The sequence below is a fragment of the Dyadobacter sp. OTU695 genome, assembly GCF_038440355.1.
Classification (GTDB): Bacteria; Bacteroidota; Bacteroidia; order Cytophagales; family Spirosomataceae; genus Dyadobacter.
This window is the reverse complement of sequence record NZ_JASATN010000011.1, coordinates 246,332-265,219: the sequence shown is the minus strand read 5'-3', so window position 1 is coordinate 265,219 and position 18,888 is coordinate 246,332. Positions and strand designations below refer to the sequence as shown.

At 50.4% G+C, this 18,888-nt stretch carries 17 protein-coding genes; 10 read left to right on the top strand and 7 right to left on the bottom strand.

Features of this window, described 5'->3' with window-relative positions; translation table 11 throughout:
- Nucleotides 1-5 precede the first annotated feature (5 nt).
- The 3 genes from AAHB90_RS20645 to AAHB90_RS20635 are packed head-to-tail and all read right to left on the bottom strand — an operon-like array spanning nt 6 to nt 1,886.
- A complete protein-coding gene (locus tag AAHB90_RS20645) occupies nt 6-614 on the bottom strand; it encodes a trimeric intracellular cation channel family protein (protein WP_342087094.1) in 609 nt (202 codons plus the stop codon).
- An 11-nt stretch (nt 615-625) separates the two neighbouring features.
- Nucleotides 626-1,447: a thymidylate synthase gene (locus AAHB90_RS20640; RefSeq protein WP_342087093.1), complete on the bottom strand. Its 822-nt coding sequence runs from the start codon at nt 1,445-1,447 to the stop codon at nt 626-628.
- A 10-nt stretch (nt 1,448-1,457) separates the two neighbouring features.
- Nucleotides 1,458-1,886: an OsmC family protein gene (locus AAHB90_RS20635; RefSeq protein ID WP_342087092.1), complete on the bottom strand. Its 429-nt coding sequence runs from the start codon at nt 1,884-1,886 to the stop codon at nt 1,458-1,460.
- A gap of 287 nt (nt 1,887-2,173) precedes the next feature.
- Between AAHB90_RS20635 and AAHB90_RS20630 the strand changes: the two genes are divergently transcribed.
- The 6 genes from AAHB90_RS20630 to AAHB90_RS20605 all read left to right on the top strand — a co-directional run bounded on the left by AAHB90_RS20630 (nt 2,174) and on the right by AAHB90_RS20605 (nt 6,008).
- Nucleotides 2,174-2,410, top strand: coding sequence for a 4a-hydroxytetrahydrobiopterin dehydratase (locus tag AAHB90_RS20630; protein ID WP_342087091.1), 237 nt, complete (start codon nt 2,174-2,176; stop codon nt 2,408-2,410).
- Entirely contained in the window at nt 2,407-3,108 is a 702-nt protein-coding gene (rsmI, locus tag AAHB90_RS20625; RefSeq protein ID WP_342087090.1) for a 16S rRNA (cytidine(1402)-2'-O)-methyltransferase, read from the top strand. Before AAHB90_RS20630 ends, rsmI begins: the two co-directional genes overlap by 4 nt.
- Complete coding sequence (locus AAHB90_RS20620) at nt 3,098-4,387, top strand: lipoprotein N-acyltransferase Lnb domain-containing protein (protein ID WP_342087089.1); 1,290 nt, start codon at nt 3,098-3,100, stop codon at nt 4,385-4,387. Before rsmI ends, AAHB90_RS20620 begins: the two co-directional genes overlap by 11 nt.
- Entirely contained in the window at nt 4,353-5,147 is a 795-nt protein-coding gene (locus tag AAHB90_RS20615) for an inositol monophosphatase family protein (protein WP_342087088.1), read from the top strand. Before AAHB90_RS20620 ends, AAHB90_RS20615 begins: the two co-directional genes overlap by 35 nt.
- 151 nt (nt 5,148-5,298) lie before the next feature.
- Complete coding sequence (locus AAHB90_RS20610; protein WP_342087087.1) at nt 5,299-5,835, top strand: YfiT family bacillithiol transferase; 537 nt, start codon at nt 5,299-5,301, stop codon at nt 5,833-5,835.
- 17 nt (nt 5,836-5,852) lie between these two features.
- Nucleotides 5,853-6,008, top strand: coding sequence for a FeoB-associated Cys-rich membrane protein (locus tag AAHB90_RS20605; RefSeq protein ID WP_342087086.1), 156 nt, complete (start codon nt 5,853-5,855; stop codon nt 6,006-6,008).
- Between the two features lie 429 nt (nt 6,009-6,437).
- Here the strand turns inward: AAHB90_RS20605 and acs are convergent, their stop codons facing one another.
- Nucleotides 6,438-8,327: an acetate--CoA ligase gene (gene acs, locus AAHB90_RS20600; RefSeq protein WP_342087085.1), complete on the bottom strand. Its 1,890-nt coding sequence runs from the start codon at nt 8,325-8,327 to the stop codon at nt 6,438-6,440.
- Nucleotides 8,328-8,574: 247 nt separating this feature from the next.
- Here acs and AAHB90_RS20595 point away from each other — a divergent pair, with 247 nt between their 5' ends.
- The gene (locus tag AAHB90_RS20595; RefSeq protein WP_342087084.1) at nt 8,575-9,801 is read left to right on the top strand and encodes a THUMP-like domain-containing protein; all 1,227 of its coding nucleotides are present in this window, start codon (nt 8,575-8,577) and stop codon (nt 9,799-9,801) included.
- Here the strand turns inward: AAHB90_RS20595 and AAHB90_RS20590 are convergent.
- Nucleotides 9,794-10,150 carry an ArsC family reductase gene (locus tag AAHB90_RS20590; protein ID WP_342087083.1) on the bottom strand — a complete coding sequence of 119 codons (357 nt, stop codon included), beginning with the start codon at nt 10,148-10,150 and terminating at the stop codon, nt 9,794-9,796. The two genes, AAHB90_RS20595 and AAHB90_RS20590, sit on opposite strands and share 8 nt — an antisense overlap.
- A 26-nt stretch (nt 10,151-10,176) precedes the next feature.
- Nucleotides 10,177-11,577 carry a dicarboxylate/amino acid:cation symporter gene (locus AAHB90_RS20585; RefSeq protein ID WP_342087082.1) on the bottom strand — a complete coding sequence of 467 codons (1,401 nt, stop codon included), beginning with the start codon at nt 11,575-11,577 and terminating at the stop codon, nt 10,177-10,179.
- A gap of 443 nt (nt 11,578-12,020) precedes the next feature.
- Between AAHB90_RS20585 and AAHB90_RS20580 the strand changes: the two genes are divergently transcribed.
- The 3 genes from AAHB90_RS20580 to AAHB90_RS20570 are packed head-to-tail and all read left to right on the top strand — an operon-like array spanning nt 12,021 to nt 16,522.
- Entirely contained in the window at nt 12,021-12,872 is an 852-nt protein-coding gene (locus AAHB90_RS20580; protein WP_342087081.1) for a universal stress protein, read from the top strand.
- An 8-nt stretch (nt 12,873-12,880) separates the two neighbouring features.
- Nucleotides 12,881-14,011 (top strand): magnesium/cobalt transporter CorA, encoded by a 1,131-nt coding sequence (gene corA / locus AAHB90_RS20575; protein WP_342087080.1) that lies wholly within the window; start codon nt 12,881-12,883, stop codon nt 14,009-14,011.
- 36 nt (nt 14,012-14,047) lie between these two features.
- Nucleotides 14,048-16,522: a bifunctional UDP-N-acetylmuramoyl-tripeptide:D-alanyl-D-alanine ligase/alanine racemase gene (locus AAHB90_RS20570; RefSeq protein WP_342087079.1), complete on the top strand. Its 2,475-nt coding sequence runs from the start codon at nt 14,048-14,050 to the stop codon at nt 16,520-16,522.
- 3 nt (nt 16,523-16,525) lie between these two features.
- Here AAHB90_RS20570 and ppk1 read toward each other — a convergent pair whose 3' ends face one another.
- The gene (gene ppk1, locus AAHB90_RS20565; protein WP_342087078.1) at nt 16,526-18,853 is read right to left on the bottom strand and encodes a polyphosphate kinase 1; all 2,328 of its coding nucleotides are present in this window, start codon (nt 18,851-18,853) and stop codon (nt 16,526-16,528) included.
- Nucleotides 18,854-18,888: the final 35 nt, after the last annotated feature.

Here is an 18,888-nt window from a genome sequence, read left to right as displayed (position 1 = left end):
CCTCTTTACCTGAAAAACCGGGGAACACTCCATTGGTACCGCACTGCCAGAATGCGGATCACGATAATAACAATGGCGGAAGAGATGAATGTGGTATTTCTTTCAACGCCCAATTCGCTTAGCAGCAGGTAAAAACACGCGCCGGTAAAACAGGCGGTCGCATACACTTCTTTTCTGTAAATGATGGGAATTTCATTCGTCATCATATCACGGATCACCCCACCCATCGTGGCCGTAAAAACGCCCATAATCACAGCGATTTCCGGCCTTACGCCTAAATGCAATGCCTTTTCTGTGCCTACTAGGGTAAACAGCGCGATCCCGAAAGTATCGAACAGGAACAGCGTTTTCCGCAATCTCAGCAGAAATTTGTAAAAAATGAATGTAACCAGAATGCCCAGGATAATGGCGTGGATAATGGTAATATCGTTGATCCACACCAATGGATAACTTCCCAGCAACACATCGCGGAGCGTACCGCCGCCGATGGACGAAATAAAGGCTGTGAAGCTCGCACCAAACCAATCCTGGTGCTTTTGATCCTTCACAGCCAATGCGCCGGAAATCGCAAATGCGAACGTACCGACGATCTCTAATATGTATTGAATACTCATCCCGGCGATCGTTAGACGGCTACCGGGGCCTTGATCCCCGGCCATGGGTTATAGTTCCGGAGTTCGAAATCCTCAAATTTGAAGTCCAGCACATCCTTTATTTCCGGGTTCAAAATCATCTGCGGCAACTCGCGTGGTTCGCGGCTGAGTTGCGTTTCCACCTGTTCCAAATGATTCAGGTAGATGTGAGTATCGCCGCCAGTCCAGACGAAATCGCCCAGATCGAGGCCGCATTCCTGCGCGATCATCATCGTCAGCAACGCATAGCTCGCGATATTGAATGGTACCCCAAGGAACACATCTGCGCTGCGCTGGTAAAGCTGGCAGGAAAGTTTACCCTTCGTCTCGCCAGCTTCGGTATCCGGCGGCGCCACGTAAAACTGGAACAATGCATGGCACGGATGCAGCTTCATTTCCGGCAATTCCGCCGGGTTCCATGCCGACACGATAATGCGGCGGGAGTCCGGAGAATTTTTAAGTTGTTTCAAAACTTCCTTCAACTGGTCGACAGACTTGCCGTCCGCACCCTGCCAGCTCCGCCATTGCTTGCCGTAAACCGGTCCGAGGTCGCCGTTTTCATCGGCCCATTCATCCCAGATCGACACGCCGTGGTCTTTCAGATATTGGATATTGGTATCGCCCTGCAAAAACCACAATAACTCGTAAATGATCGATTTGGTGTGTACCTTTTTGGTGGTTACCAGCGGAAAACCCTTTTTGAGGTCGAAACGCATCTGGTAGCCAAAAACGCTGATCGTGCCCGTGCCGGTGCGGTCGGTTTTCCTGACGCCCTCTTTGAGAATGTGGCGCAGCAGGTCGTGGTATTGTTGCATGCTGATCTATTTAAACTGAGGCGATTTCAACGTCGTAAGTAATGGTTGCCAGCGCTTCCAGCTGGGCCGTTGCGGAACAGTATTTTTCCATCGAAAGACCTATCGCACGGTTGATCTTGCTTTCATCGAGGTTGTTACCTGCGAATTTGAACGTCAAATGGATCTTGCGGAATGGCTTGCGCTGCGTATCCGGTTCCTGCTCGCGGTCGCCGTCGGCCACAATGCGAAAATCGGTGATTTCCTGGCGCTGCTTTTTCAGGATCAGCACCACATCGATAGCGCTGCAACTTGCGAGGCCCATCAGCAACAGCTCCATCGGCCTCACGCCGAGGTTCTGGCCGCCAATCTCGGGCGAGCCGTCGGTATGTACTTTTACTTCGGAGGAACCGGTGCCTTCAAAATGGAAGGCGTCATCTACGCGGACTAGTTCTACTTTCATAATGCTTGTCCCTTTCAGAGACCATGTTTATTATAATCTTTTACTTCAATATGGTGCGAAGCTCCTGCTTCGTGCCCGCTATTCGGAGGCCTCTGGCCGACATGCCCACCGGCACGTATAATCTCTAAAGCTTTTGCAACCGGCCAAAGTTCAAATATACTTGATCGGTATGGAATCGGCTAGATTAACACTATATTCGTTTCCGGAAATCCGGCCAGAAAGGTGGAATGCCCATGGAATGGCACGAGTATTTTGAAGGAAAACAACACATCAAAACACCGAAAACCATGTGGAAGGAAGAAGACAACAAACTCAAAAAAAGCTATTCGTTCAAGGATTTCCGCGAAGCTTTTGCCTTTATGAACAAAGTGGCCGATGTTGTAAACGGAATGGACCATCATCCCTACTGGACAAATATGTACAATAAGGTTAGTTTTGAATTGAATACCCACGATGCCGGTGACGTCGTAACCGAAAAGGACCACAAGCTGGCCTCGGCGATCGACCGGATTTATAACGCATGAAACTTTATATAGTACCCACGCCCATCGGCAACCTCGAAGACATTACATTAAGGGCTATCAATGTGCTGAAAAGCGTTGATGTGGTCCTGGCAGAAGATACCCGTACGTCCGGGAACCTGCTCAAACATCTTGGCATTTCAAAGCCCTTACACAGCTATCACATTCATAACGAGCACCAGACGGTCGCCCGCGTAGTGGAACGTATTCGCAAGGGCGAGACGATGGCACTCGTGTCCGATGCCGGCACACCCGCCGTTTCCGACCCGGGTTTTCTGCTCGTGCGCGCGTGTATACGCGAGGGCGTGCCTGTGGAATGCCTGCCCGGGCCGACCGCATTCGTACCCGCATTGGTCAACTCCGGCCTGCCGAACGATCGTTTCACATTCGAAGGCTTTCTACCCCATAAAAAAGGGCGGCAAACACGGCTGCAAAACCTGGCTAACGAGGAGCGGACGATGGTTTTCTATGAATCGCCGCACCGATTGGTAAAGGCATTGCTGCAATTTGCCGAGCATTTCGGCGCCGACAGGCAGGTCTGTGTTTCGAGGGAATTGAGTAAAATGTTTGAGGAAAACGTGCGTGGGACTGTTACAGAAGTCATCGCCCATTTTGGAGACAAACCGGTAAAAGGCGAAATTGTGATCGTAGTGGCCGGCAAGGCAGATGACAAAAGAAAATCCGACGAAGATGAGGATTAACCGTTTCATTAAAAATATGCATTTCCCCTCCTGTTCAAGGCAAAGCCGGTCTGTATTCCAATGGCATTTGCTGCGGTTATCAATGCTGGTATGCCTTTTCTGGCTTGCAACACCTGTCGTTTCCAAGGCGCAGTTCGGGATACTAAGCCCTACCGCAAAAATCAGTCTCGTTACCATCGCGCCGGGCCAGGAGCTTTACTCCGGCTTCGGGCATAGCGTACTCTGGGTTTACGATCCGGCGACAGGCGTCGACCGTGCGTTCAATTATGGCACATTCAGCTTTCAGGAAGGTAATTTTTATGTAAAATTCCTCAGAGGGACATTGCCTTACAGCGTTTCCGTTTCGCCGCTTTCCTATCAAGTCGCGCATTATCAGGAAGAAAACCGCTCCATTTCCGAGCAGGTTTTAAATCTTTCCATTCCTCAAAAGCAGAGGCTTTATAACTTTCTCGAAAACAATTACCTGCCTGAGAACCGGGAATATCAGTACAAATTTTTCTACGACAACTGCGCCACCCGCATGACCGTCGCATTGAAAGCGGCCGTAGGCGACAGCCTGATTTACAACGGGTATACCAAAGAAAAACTGAGCTTCCGCCAGTGGATAGACCGTTATGCATTCAAGCAAAACCCCTGGGCAGACTTTGGAATGGACCTGGCCATAGGCGCACCATCCGACGAGATTGCAACACCCGAGCAAGCGACTTTCCTGCCAGATAACCTCGCAGCTGCATTTGCCGATGCGAAAGTTAAAACGCCCGCTGGCACTGCACCGCTCGTTTCCGAAACCCGGGAAATATTCAAAGCGGCCGCGTTTCCGCCCCCCAGTCCGCTTACACCAACGGTCGTTTTCTGGTCGCTCGCTACCCTGACGCTGGCATTTACCTACTGGCAGATCAGGGTCAACAATCTCAATTTTGTCTTTGATAAAATACTTTTCGGCATTGCCGGTCTTGCCGGATGGATCATATTACTGCTTTGGTTCGGGACCAATCACGGTGTTACCGCCTATAACTACGATATACTCTGGGCATTTCCGCTCTGGATGCCGCTTATTTTTTTCCTTTCGAAAGATCGGAAACCCGGTTGGTTTCAGTATATGTTGATCTTTTATGCATTTCTCTTACTTTGCGCGACGGGCAATCTCGCAAAGCACAACCTGGTGCTGATACCCATCCTGGCGATGCTGATCATCAGGGTTTACTATATGAACAATTCACTTTCAAAAATAAAGGTAATTGAGTATGGATCTGGAGTTGCTGACACAAAAAACCATTGAAATAGTTAGGCAGGCGTCCTCATTTATCCAGCAGGAAGCAGCCCTTTTTTCCCGTGATAAAATCGAGTATAAAGACCTAAACAACCTGGTTTCTTACGTCGATAAAGAAGCCGAAAAACTGTTGGTAGCCGGCTTGCAGGAACTCCTTCCCGAAGCCAGCTTCATTACTGAGGAAGGCACCACCGGACAGGAGCCTGATCCTGCCGCGCTGAACTGGATCATCGATCCGCTTGACGGCACTACTAATTTCATTCACGGAATTCCTGTGTATTGCGTGAGCGTAGGCCTTGCGCGCGGGAAAGAGTTGCTTTTGGGCGTGATCCACGAACCGAGCCTGAACGAAATGTTCTACGGCTGGCAAGGCGGCGGAGCATGGTGTAACGGGAAGAATATCAGGATATCGACTGTTCCACAGTTGGCCGATGCGCTGGTCGCAACCGGTTTCCCTTACTACCGTTTCGAAAAACAAAAACGCTACATGTATATCCTCGAATTGCTCATGCAAAAAACGCACGGTATTCGCCGGATGGGCGCCGCAGCGGTAGATTTGGCATACGTAGCAGCGGGCCGTTTCGACGGTTTTTACGAATACAACCTGAACTCCTGGGATATGGCCGCCGGAACGCTGCTCATTAAGGAAGCCGGCGGCATTGTAACGGACTTCCAAGGCGGCGATAATTACCTTTTCGGAGGCGACATCATCGCAGCAGCCCCCGGCGCGCATCCCGAGCTCGTTCAGGTCATTAGTGAGAATTTCTGAGTGACGGCGGCCATTGGCTAAGAAGTCAGAGAGTTGAGAGGTCGGGAAGTCAAGAGGTCAGGAAAGTCAGGTAGTCAGAAGGGCCGGTCACTTGTTTACAAATTCGTTCATTAACTCATTAACTCATTCAATCATTATAATTACCACCACTATGGACTTAAACGAACTCCGCTATCCGATCGGCGAATTTCAGTCACAGGAAAGCTATTCAGTGTCCGAGATCAAATCGAATATTCAGATTATCAGCGCATTGCCTTCGAAGTTTATTAACCTGCTGGGCAATTGGGACGATCATCGGCTGGATACGCCCTACCGCCCCGACGGCTGGACTGTCAGGCAGTTGATCCACCACGTGGCAGACAGCCATATCAATGCGTACACCCGTTGCAGGCTGGCCATGACGGAGGATAACCCGGTGATCAAGCCTTACGAAGAGCATTTGTGGGCCGAGCTGCCGGATGCGAAAACGGCACAGGTTGAACTGTCGCTGCAATTGCTGCGATACGTGCACTTACGGTGGGTATTACTGCTCAACTCACTGGATGAAAACGATCTGGCAAGAACCTATTTTCACCCTGGTTCCCAAAAATCGTTCCGCCTCGACGAAGTGATCGCAAACTATGCGTGGCATAGCGAGCACCATTACCAGCATGCATTCAGGCTGGCGCAGCGGAACAATTGGCAGTAAAATACCGTTAGAAAGGCATGGAGCAGCAAATCATCATTTGGGTATTGTTTCTGATCGCGGCCGGTTACATGGGCTGGCGGATCTGGAAAGCATTCGACCGGCGCAACAGCGGCGGATGCGCCAAAGGGTGTGGCTGCGCCGCGGATAAAGTGAGTTCGGTTAAAATCAAATAATGTTTGTTTTGAAATGTATAAATTTACGTTTCGAGACGTAGGAGGCCCCGCCGGGGCCTTTTTTATTGGCCAAACCGCTTGCTACAAACAGGGAACCGCTCTGCGGTTCCGTCTTCGCGTTTCAATCGGCAGGAGTCAAAGCAGGCAGCGGCGACCAAACATATTTGCACAACGCGATGCCAGAGGCGTCTCCTGTGTAGAGGCTCCGGCGGGGCCTCTTATTGACCAAACCGCTTGCTACAAACAGGGAACCGCTCTGCGGTTGCGTCTTCGCTTTTTCAATCGGCGGGAATCAAAGCAAGGCAGTGGCGACCAGACATATTGCACAACGCGATGCCAGAGGCATCTCCTGTTTGTAGGAAAAACCGGCGTCCCAACACGACAAAAGGCCCCAGCGGGGCCTCCTGTCGCACGAACAATATTTTAATCTTACAATTTCCCCGCTTTAATCTCGTCTACAACGGCGGGATCGAGCAAGGTGGATGTATCGCCCAAATTGCTCACATCTCCTTCCGAAATCTTTCTCAGAATACGGCGCATGATCTTGCCGGAACGCGTTTTCGGCAGACCTGAAACAAACTGAACCTTATCAGGCTTCGCGATCGGACCGATAATGCGGGAAACGGTGGCTGAAATGTCCTTTCTGAACATTTCGGGATCCTCCGGCGTATGCTCGGTGATCACGTACGCGTAAATGCCCTGCCCTTTGATGTCGTGCGGGTAACCGACCACGGCCGATTCTACTACGCCAAGGTGCATATTGATTGCATTCTCCACCTCGGCAGTGCCGATACGGTGGCCGGATACGTTCAATACGTCGTCGACGCGACCGGTAATGCGGTAGTACCCATCCTCGTCGCGCAAGCAGCCGTCACCGGTAAAATACATGCCCGGATAAGTCGAGAAGTAGGTTTGACGGCAACGCTCGTGGTCGCCGTAGGTAGTGCGGATTATACCCGGCCACGGGAACTTGATACAAAGGTTACCGCTCACGCCATTTCCTTCGATTTCCTTGCCGCTTTCATCCACAAGCACCGGCTGAATTCCCGGTAGTGGCAATGTAGCAAATGTCGGTTTCTCAGGTGTAATGCCGGCCAACGGGGAAATCATGATACCGCCGTTTTCCGTCTGCCACCAGGTGTCGACCAGCGGGCATTGATCGCCGCCGATGTTGGTTTTGTACCAATGCCATGCTTCCTCATTGATAGGCTCTCCAACTGAACCCAATTTTTTCAAAGAAGAGAAATCATGCCCTTTTACATAGTCCAGACCAAAGCCCATCAGCGAACGAATGGCAGTTGGTGCGGTATAAAGGATATTAACCTTATGTCTTTCAACGATTTTCCAGAAACGGCTTGCATCCGGGTAGGTAGGCACTCCTTCGAACACGACCGTAGTGGCACCGTAGCAAAGCGGACCGTACACGATGTAGCTGTGCCCGGTGATCCAGCCAATATCGGCGGTACAGAAATGCACTTCGCCGGGTTCGTACTGGAATACATTCGCAAATGTGTAAGTGGCGTAGACCATATAGCCTCCGCAGGTATGCACAACCCCTTTCGGCTTACCGGTTGAACCGGATGTGTAGAGGATGAAAAGCATATCTTCGGCATCCATCGGCTCGGCAGGGCATACTGAATTTACCTGCTTCACCTCGTCCTCCCACCACAGGTCGCGGCCTTTAAGCATGTGTACCGGTGTACGGGTACGCGTAAGCACGATCACCTTTTTCACGGTCGAGCATTGTACCAATGCCTCGTCCACAGTGTCCTTCATCGGGATCACTTTCGAGCCACGGAAAGCGCCGTCGGAAGTGATGACCATCGAACATTCGGCGTCGTTGATACGGTCGGCGATGGATTTGGCGGAAAAACCTCCAAAAACTACCGAATGCACTGCGCCTATGCGTGCACAGGCGAGCACGGCAATCGCCAGCTCAGGCACCATTGGCAGATATATACAAACGCGGTCGCCCTTTTGCACACCATGCTTTTTGAGCACATTGGCGACACGGCAGACTTGTTCAAACAAAACGCGGTAAGTGAGCGTCACCGCCTGGTCTTCGGGATTATTGGGCTCCCAGATAATCGCTGGCTGATCGCCGCGCTCGGCAAGGTGACGGTCGAGGGCGTTTTCGGTGATGTTCATCACACCGCCTTCGAACCATTTTGTACGTGCTTCCTGAAAGTCCCAGCTAAGCACTTTTTTCCACGGTTTACGCCATTGAAATTGTTGGGCCACTTCTGCCCAGAAACCTTCGGGATCCTCTACACTTTGTTGGTAAGCAACCTTGTACTCTTCAAAGGTCTTAATTCTCATGATAAATAAAGGTTTTAACAGGAAATTTAGGATTTGACTGCCAAGTTATAATTTTCATTTGGTTAGTCCTACTTGCACAGAAACTGTATTACGGACACTTGAAGGCCATTTTATTGATAATCAATCGATAGTAAAAAGTCGATAACTGTTATCATTCTAATAATATTTCAAATTCGGTCCGTTGAGTCCCGGTATTGTATGCGCTCGGCAAAAAGATGTACTTTCGGGCTTCGAATTAGTTGACCAAATGAGCAAAGGGCAAGAATTGGCTGCGGAACCTGGCGCACACCAGGGATTAACGGCTGCGGAGATCGCATTCATCCGCGAGCATTTGTACGATAACCCCGGCGAACTGATCTTGAAAGCCGGCAAGTTCAAAGGGTTGGATGTGAAGAAACTGGCGGCTCAGATCCAGTCGCGGCAGAAGGCCTTGAAAAAGCTGCCTGAATGGTCGGCTAATGAAAAACTGATCTTCCCGCCTGCTTTGTCCGTCGAACAATGCTCTTCGGAGGCGACGGCGCATTACAAAGCAGGAATTGTTTCGGGCAATACGCTGATCGATATTACCGGCGGCATGGGTATCGACTGTTACTATATGAGTGCCAGTTTCACGAAAGCCCACTATTTTGAACAACAACCCGAGGTAGCGTCCACTGCCGAATACAACTTCGCGCAGCTGGGCGCATCACGCATACAGGTACACGCAGGCGAGTCGCTTGTTGCATTGCGGGATGGTTTGACAGCCGACTGGCTCTATGCCGATCCCGCCCGCCGTGATGCCAATAAGGAAAAAGTAGTACGCCTCGCCGATTGCACACCCGACGTGGCGGGAAACAGCGGGTTGCTTTTGAATGCGGCCCCGCATATTTTAATCAAAACTTCTCCCCTGCTGGACATCGATCTTGCTTCCAAAGAGCTTCAAAAACTCAAAGAAGTACACATAATAGGCTATGAGCAGGAATGCAAGGAATTGCTATTTGTCCTCGACCGCGAAATGCCCGGGCAGAATTTCAAAATAAAAGTCCGCATTGTGGATTCAGTCGGTCGCCCCCTCCACCAGCTCGATTTCGACCGGGAGGAAGAGCGGTCGGCCGTGGTTGGATATGCCAAACCGTCAGGCTATTTATATGAACCTCACGCCGCGGTGCTGAAAGCTGGCGCGTTCAAAACAGTAGCTTCCAGATTTAATTTACAGAAACTGGCCATGCATAGTCAGCTCTATACTTCGGAAAGTTATGTTGAAGACTTCCCGGGCCGCAGTTTCAAAATACTGGCGATTTGCAAGCCCGACATCCGCGAAATATCACAACACATCCCGGGCGACAAGGCGAACATTACCACCCGCAATTTCCCCGCAAAACCCGAAGAATTAAGAAAGAAGTGGAAACTGAAAGATGGTGGCGGCCATTATTTGTTCGCCACCACCCTCGCCGATCAGTCGAAAGTTGTGATCGTTTGCGTAAAGCCTATTTGAGATAGGTTTCTTCGTAGATTTTTTCGGAATAACCCAGTGTCAGCGCTTTGCCGTTTTCGTCTTCGATTACCGGGCGTTTAATGGCCGTAGGATTCGATGACAGCAGTTTTGCAGCAGATTTCGCATCGGTAACTTTTGCTTTTTCTTCCTCGCTAAGCTCCTTCCAGGTCGTTGAAGCTTTGTTCAAAACTTTGTCCCAGGGAAACTCGCTGAACCAGCTGCTTACTTTTTCCGGACTAATGCCGTCCTTCCGGTAATCGTAAAACTGGTAAGGCACCTTGTTTTTGTCGAGCCAGGTACGGGCTTTTTTAATGGTATCGCAATTCGGGATTCCGTAAAGGGTCAACATAAATCTACTCAGAAAATGACGTGATATTAAACTTCGGTAACTGCGGCTTCTTCCACAATCTTGTCCGAATCATGCATTTTCTGATCATCGAGCTCGCCTTCCCAACGTGCGATAACGGCTGTTGCCAGGCAGTTACCGGTCACATTCACCGAAGTACGTGCCATATCCATTAGTTCGTCGATCCCCATAATCAGCAATACAGGCCATTCGGGCATGCCAAAGTTAGCGATCGCGCCCAACAATATCACCAAAGTAGCGCGTGGGATACCGGCTACGCCTTTACTGGTAAGCATTAGTAACAATACCATGGTAAACTGCTGCCCGAGCGACATTTCCGTACCGGTCGCCTGCGCTACGAACACCGTCGCCAGGGCCAGATACAATGTGGAGCCGTCGAGGTTGAAGCTATAACCCGTTGGCATTACAAAAGATACGATCTGCCTTGGTACGCCGAACTTCTCCATTTTCTCCATCGCCTTGGGTAATGCCGATTCGGAACTCGTCGTGGCGAATGCAATGGAAACCGGTTCGAAAATCGCTTTGGCAAATTTGATGACGGGGATCCTGGCAATCATCGCTATCGGCACGAACACGATCAGGATGAAGACGATCAGCGCACAATATAATGTAGCAAGGAGCAACGCGAGGTTTTTCAAAACGTCGATACCCATATGGCCTACCGTTTCCGCGATGGCCGCACCCACGCCGATAGGCGCGAAATACATGATGATTTTGGTGAATTTGAACATCACCTCGGCCAGCAATTCGACGCCGTGCACGAATTTCTCTTTCTTCACCGAAGGCAGTAATGCAAGGCTGATACCGAAAAGCACGCTGAAAACGACGATTTGCAACACTTCACCGTGGTAAATCGACTTGGCTACGTTTTCCGGGAAGGAATGCAGCACGATTTCCTGCCAGGTTTGCTGGTTCACTTTGGGCAAAGTCGCATTCAGGCTTTCGGGAGGGATAATGCCCACACCAGGCTTGAACCAGTTGGCAAATACCAGCCCGATGACCAGCGCAAATGTCGTAACGACTTCAAAATACAAAAGCGATTTCCAGCCCATGCGACCTACCTGTTTCAGATCGGAATGGCCGGCGATACCGGTTACGAGCGTCGCGAAAAGCAACGGCGCGATCACCGTTTTGATCATCTGAAGAAATATCTGCCGCAGGAAGTGCAGTTCGGTGCCCATTTTCGGAAAGTCATACCCGATTTCCGTTCCCACAAGCATCGAGATCAGGATCGAAGTGGTGAGATTCCTTTTCAGGACCGCGTACACGATCAGGCTTGCCAGTGCCAGCCAGCGGAGGCCAATGAGCACACTATCAGACAACGGCAGGATATCATAAGCACTTAAAACGGAGGCTATCGCGGCAATGGTAACCAGCACGATATTGATAATGGTAATCTTGCTCTTCATACAGGGAATTTGGTATTCTAAAATAGTTTGTAACGGTAAACTTATAAAAAATCAAATTAAGCACAGCCAGTTCCGCCAATGCATTCACACAAAAAGCAGAATCAATATTCTGTTTTGAATAATAAAAGTGAAATATTGTATTAAACAGAAGCGTATTTATAAAATAAACAACTGTTTGCGGTAAGCTCGGAAAAGTATTGGACAAATGCAAAATGCCGGAAACTCGGCGACACGCCGGCAGACTCTGAAAGGCGAATTTTTGCCCAATTTGGCACAAAATTTGAAACCTCCAATATTACCCCGGCATTAAATCTTATCACCCAGGCCCGTCGGAACGGCCGCCGGGACTTCTTCCGGACCAAAACATGACCCAAGTCCTTGGTTCCGGTTCGTAAAATTGATATGTTCGGAAAATCCATACCCAAAACATAACTCTGCCAGACATGAGAAGTATCCTGATTGCCATCGATTTTTCGGAAAATGCCGAGCGCGCATTGGCCGCAGCAAAACTGATTGCCGAAAAAGACGTGACGGAACTCCTGATCCTCCACGCCTATCAACCCTATATTGCCGATGTGAATGTTACCCCAGGTAACGTAATGCCCGGCATCGGTGGCGCCGATTTCCTGACGATGACTACCGAACTGGAAGACGAGTTTCATAAACGGCTGGACGAATATGCTACCAATCTGGTAGCGGAAGGGTATAACGCGAAGGCCATATGGGCACTCGGCAGCGTGCAGTCGGCCATCGAAGAGGCCATCGACGACCATGTGCCTGACATGATCGTGATCGGGCGGACCGGTACAGGGGGTTTTCTGGACAAACTGATCGGCAGTTCCGCAACGCATATCGCACTGAATTCCCCTTGCCCCGTGCTGGTGGTACCGCCGCAGGCAGAGCTTACGAAGTTTAAGAAAGTTGTATACGCCACCCAGTTCGAATACGAGGAGAATAACATTTTGCGGGAGGTTTTTGTGCTGATGAACCATCTTGGGGCAGACCTTACCTTATTGAAAATCAGTTCGGATACACAGCCTGACATTCAGCCTGATAACCAGTACATTGCCGATATCCGGTCTCATTTCACGATCCGCGACGGCCAGATCGTGATCCGGGAAGCGAAGCATGTGCTCGATGGCATAGAAGCGTATTGCGACGAGGTGCAGGCGGATCTGCTGATCATGTCGACCCGTGAACGATCGTTTATTGAAGAATATCTGATCAATCCCAGCATTACGCGTAAACTCGTGATCAATACACACGTACCTTTGCTGGTGTTTCACCTCAAATAACGAATGGTTTGAACGGGACAGAAAGCAGCAAGTCCGCCGGGGGCGGCTTCGCCAGGAATGGCGGCAAAAAATCCAGGAAATACCGTAAGCGTGGCCTGCTCACTTCGCCGGGCACGCTTACATATATCGGTCCGGACATTGCCCTGAAGACGAAGATCCGCCGGATACGCTATAACGAGCATTCATTTAAAGAAGAAGACGTAAAGTCACTCGACGAATGTCGCCCGGAGAACGACGGGCAGAACCACATTACCTGGCTCAATGTGGATGGTATCCATGAAATGCCATTGATCGAAAAGTTGGGAAAATTTTACCATCTGCACCCGCTGCTGCTGGAAGACGTCGTCAATACCGAACACAAACCGAAACTGGAGTTATACGACTCGGGTCATTTGTTTCTGACCCTAAAAATGCTCCACGTTGATTCGGAATCCCCTATCAGCATCTCCTCCGAGCATGTAAGTTTTGTATTGGGCAAAAACTACGTGCTATCGTTCCAGGAGGAGCTCACTTCCGATATTTTCACCACCGTCGAAAACCGACTGGAAGCATCCGTAGGCAAAACCCGCCGAAATGGCCCCGATTACCTGCTTTTTGCATTGATAGACGTGGTGGTGGATAACTACTTTATTGTGCTGGAAAAGCTGGGCGATGCGCTGGATGCTACCGAAGACCAGGTGATCCGCGGCGTGCAGGAGCTTTCGCTCAAAGACATGTACGCGTTGAAGCGCGAGTTGACGCTGGCGCGGAGGCTGATCTGGCCATTGCGCGATATGATCAACCAACTGATCCGCGAGGACAATGCACAGATCAGCAAAGATGTAATCCCCTATTACCGCGACCTTTACGACCACATCATGCAGGTACTCGACACCATCGACTCCTACCGCGAATTGGTGGCAAGCCTTGTGGATGTACACTTATCGACGATCAGTAACCGGATGAACCAGGTAATGAAAACGCTGACGATCTTCTCGGCCGTTTTCATGCCCCTGACGTTTATCGTGGGTATTTACGGGATGAATTTCGAGTTTATGCCGGAGCTGAAAGAACCTTATGGCTACTATTACGTATGGGGACTGATGGTGGCCGTAACGATAGGGATGATATTTTACTTCAAAACTAAAAAATGGATGTAGATTGATACCTTTGTGCTCTGATTAACGAGCATTGGAATGAGTCTTACCGTCAATACATCCCCTATTGTAACCACACAAGCCCAATATATCCTGACCGACAGCCGCCAGGTTTCTTTCCCAGGCCAGAGTATCTTTTTTGCCATCAGAGGCGAGCGCCACGACGGACACCGCTTCCTGCCAGAGCTTTACGAGGCAGGCATTCGGGAATTTGTCGTGGAAGAGGCCGCATTCACCGGCGAGCTGCGCGAAACGGCTGCCGCGTGGGACGACGCGCAAATCTGGGTCGTAGCTTCGAGTATCAGGGCATTGCAGCAATTGGTGGCCTCCAAAAGGAAGCAGTTCGATATTCCTGTGGTAGGCATTGCAGGAAGTAATGGCAAAACCATCGTGAAGGAATGGCTTGTGCAGCTTTTGTCGCCCGGTCGTAGCATTGTCGCCAGTCCGAAAAGCTATAATTCGCAGATCGGCGTGCCGCTTTCGGTGTGGAACCTGAGTAAGGAACATTCTCTCGCCATTTTTGAAGCGGGTATTTCCAAAGCGCACGAAATGGAATACCTGCAACCGGTGATGCAGCCCACTGTCGGCATTTTCACCAACATCGGTCCGGCCCATGACGACGGTTTCAGAAGCCGGAAACAGAAGATCACCGAAAAGCTGCGGCTTTTTACAAAGGTCAAAAAACTCATTTACCGGAAAGATTACCATGAGATCGACGAGGAGATCAGCCTGATCCTGAAACCGGTGAATGCATTCCTCGAAACACTCAGCTGGGGAAGCAACTATTCCGGCTCGCACGTGCAGGTGAGCTTTACCCCGCAAAAAGACAAAACCGTCATTTCCCTCACCGGAAAGCTCGGCAACCATGTTTTCGAAACCGGTTTCCGCGACGACGCGTCACTCGAAAACCTGACGCATTGCATCGTTTTCCTGCTCGATTTCGGGCTGGAACCAGCCGTGATCCAGGAAAGGGTGCTGCTGCTCAAACCCGTTTCCATGCGTTTGGAGCTTAAAGAGGGCATTAACCACTCCTACATCATCGACGACGCTTACAATAATGATTTGCAAGGGCTGTCGATGGCGCTCAACTTCCTTGCCCAGCAAGAACAGCGCGCCCGCAAAACCGTCATTCTTTCGGATGTGCTTCAAACCGGCCAGACGCCCCTTGAGCTATACAAAATGGTGTCCCGTCTCCTAAGCGAAAAAGGCATCGACCGGCTAATCGGTATTGGCAGGCAAATCAGCAGCCAGGCTGCGTTATTCGACATTCCCGAGCTGGAATTTTACGATGATACCGATAGTTTTCTCAAAACATTCGCTTTCCACACCCTCGCGGACACGCTTGTGCTCGTAAAGGGCGCCAGACCGTTTTCTTTTGAGAAAATCGTGCACCGCATCCAGCAGAAGGCGCACGGCACCGTGCTTGAAATCAATCTCGACGCATTAGTACATAACCTGAACTACTACCGCGCAAAAGCGGGACAGGGCACGAAGATTATGGCGATGGTGAAGGCATTCGCTTACGGCAGCGGAAGCTCGGAAGTAGCCGCATTGCTCCAATACCACCGCGTCGATTACCTCGGCGTGGCCTATACCGATGAGGGCGTCATCCTCCGTCAAAGCGGCATCACTTTACCTATTATGGTGATGAACGCGACATTGCCGACATTCGACCTGCTGTGGCAGTACAAGCTCGAACCCGAAATTTACAGCCGCCGTATCCTCACCGACTGGATCGAATACATTTCCAGAAAAGGCGAACCGTCCAATACGCCGTCAGTGCATTTGAAACTCGACACCGGCATGCACCGGTTAGGTTTCGTGAAAGACGATTACGAATGGTTACTAGCGCAACTCCGCCAGAATCCCGCATTGAAAGTGGCGAGTATTTTCTCTCATTTGGTCGGTGCCGATGAAGGCGTTCACAATGAGTTTTCAAGGAAACAATATGCGCAGTTCATGGAAGGTGCCGGGCTGATCGAGCAGGCTTTGGGGTATGAAACCGTTAAACATATCCTCAATTCGGCCGGAATCGTACGTTTCCCGGAATACCGCCTGGATATGGTGCGGCTGGGTATCGGGCTGTATGGCGTAGAGGCGACCGGGCAGGACCAGCGTTCACTGCAATCGGTAGGTACGTTAAAAACCATTGTGTCACAGGTCAAATACCTGACCTCGGGCGAAACGGTAGGATACAGCCGCAAAGGCGTCGTCGACCACGATTCGGCTATCGCCACGCTGGCCATCGGCTATGCGGACGGTTATGACCGCGGGCTGGGCAATGGCGTGGGGAAAGTGTGGGTAAATGGCACGCTATGCCCTACTATCGGCAATGTATGCATGGATATGACGATGATCGACGTCACCCACGCCCAGGTAGAAGAAGGGGATGAAGTGATCGTTTTCGGTAAGGAGGTCCCGATTACGGAACTCGCGAAAACCATCAACACCATCCCCTATGAGATCCTGACGGGCATCGGCGACCGCGTCAAGCGTGTATTTTTCAAGGAATAAGCACTATTGGCCGGTTTCGGCCTGTGGCGCTACTTCGGCATCGTCAGATTCGGGAGTAGCGCTTTTTTCTTGCGCTTTGGCTTCTATCCGGCGGTCTTCTTCTTCAAACAAATGGACCGCCATTACCTGATCAAGGGTAACGTCGTAGAATGCCTGGTGGATATTCAGCGGTTCGCTGCCCTCCTCGATCTCGCATTTGATATAATTACCATCTTCCTGCAATTCGTAAGCATTCACATTGTCTTTCAGGCTGTAATACAAAATATGTATCGCTTCCTGGCGTACGCGCGGATCCACGAGTTTGAAAAGGGATTCAATCCTTTTGTCGAAACTGCGCACCATGGCATCGGCACTACCTCCGTAAACCAACGGGTTACCGTTTTGATGGAAGTAAAAAATGCGTGAGTGTTCCAAAAAGTCGCCCACGAGCGAGCGAACGGTAATGTTTTCGCTCAGCCCTTTACGTTGCGGCCGCAGGCAGCACATGCCGCGGACGATCAGTTTAATCGGTACACCTGCCTCGGAAGCCTTATATAGCTCATAAATCGTGTCACGGTCTTCCAGGGAGTTTATTTTAATGCAAATACCACTTTTCAAACCGGCTTTCGCATTCTCCGCCTCCTGCTGGATCAGCTCAATCAGTTTCGCCCGCATGTAACGCGGCGCCGTGATCAGGTTCTGATATTCGGAAGGGATCGAATGGCCCGTGATAACATTAAAGAACTCTGAAATATCGTGGGTATACTCCTCATTCGACGTCAGAAGACCCGTGTCGGTGTACAGTCGGGAAGTATCTTCATTATAGTTACCGCTCGACAAATGCGCATAACGCAATACCCGGTTGCCTTCGTTGCGAACAATCAGCAACAGCTTGGTGTGCGTTTTGAGTAACCCAATACCATATATCACGAAACAGCCCGCTTTTTGCAGTCGTTGCGCCTCTTTAATATTGTTTTCTTCATCAAAACGCGCCTTCACCTCGAATAATACCGCCACGTGCTTGCCATTCTCGGCCGCGTGCAGAAGTGCTTCTGTTACACGCGAGTTTTTCGCGAGCCGGTAGATCGTCAGTTTAATGGATAACACCTTCGGATCCTCCGCCGCTTGTTCGAGCAACTGCAATACCGGTTCGAAGTTGTTATAGGGATGGTGCAAAAGAATATCCCGTTCACGCATTACCTCGAAAATATCGGGGATACGCTCACGCTCGAGCCCCAGCGGCGGTACCGGCGGGTGTATCGGGGGGATTTGGTCTTTGAACTCCGGATGTTTGATAATGCCCCAAAGCGCCGTAAAATCGATCAGCACGTCGGTCATGAACACGTTATGGTCGTCGATTTCCCACCGCTTTTTGATGAGGTTGAGCAAATCCGGGTTTACGTCCGGTTCGATCGACACCTGCACTACCCTTCCCAAACGACGGCTTTTGATCTTCTGCTTGATCTCGTCAATGAAATCCGCTTCGATATCGTCGCTTTCTTCCAGGGTAAAGTCTCCGTTACGGATAATGCGGAACAGGTTCGTCGAAACGATGTCGACATTTCTGTACAGCTTATTAATATGCGCCTTGGCGATGTTTTCGATAGGTAAAAACAGCAGTTCATCCTCCCGCTCAATCACATAAAAACGAGGCAGGTTTGGCGGCAACTGTACAAATGAAAGCTTTCTGTCTTCCTCCGAGGTAGTACCTTTCACCTGCGTAATGACGCCAAGGATCAGGACTTTGGCGAGCAGGACGGGAAATGCGTGGGTATAGTCGAAGAGCATCGGCGTAAGCATCGGGTAAACCGTGCGGTCGAAATATTCTTCCACGGCAATGTGCTCTTCGCCGGTAATTTCATCCATTCCAATAATGCGGAACCCGTGATTTGCGAAAAGCGGCATCAGTTGGTCCTTGTAGCATTCGTTTTGCCGGCGCACAAAATCATGCACTTCCTTCATCAGGAGCTTGCGGAAAGGAATTTCACGCAGTCCCGAATAATCGAGGCGTTCTTTGCCGAAATCGAGGTAATTGTAAAGGCTACCAACGCGTATCGTGAAGAATTCGTCGAGGTTGGACGAGGTAATGGCCAGAAATTTGAGGCGGTCGAACAAGTTACGCTCTTCGTTGGTGGCCTGGTCAAGCACGCGGTCATTGAACTTCATCCAGCTCAGATCCCTGCTGATCAGGTCGCTTTGCTGCATTTGGGTATTTGCCTTTTCCGACGGCGAACTGACTGCCTTGCCGTCTTCTGCCGCCGCCGGTTCTTTGGGGCTTTTGAAGAGCGCGAACAAATTGGTCAGTTTGCTTCTTTTTTCGTTGCTATATATGGGGTCGGATGAGCCGGACATGACGTTATGCTATTAAAAAGGTGTATCAGGATGGC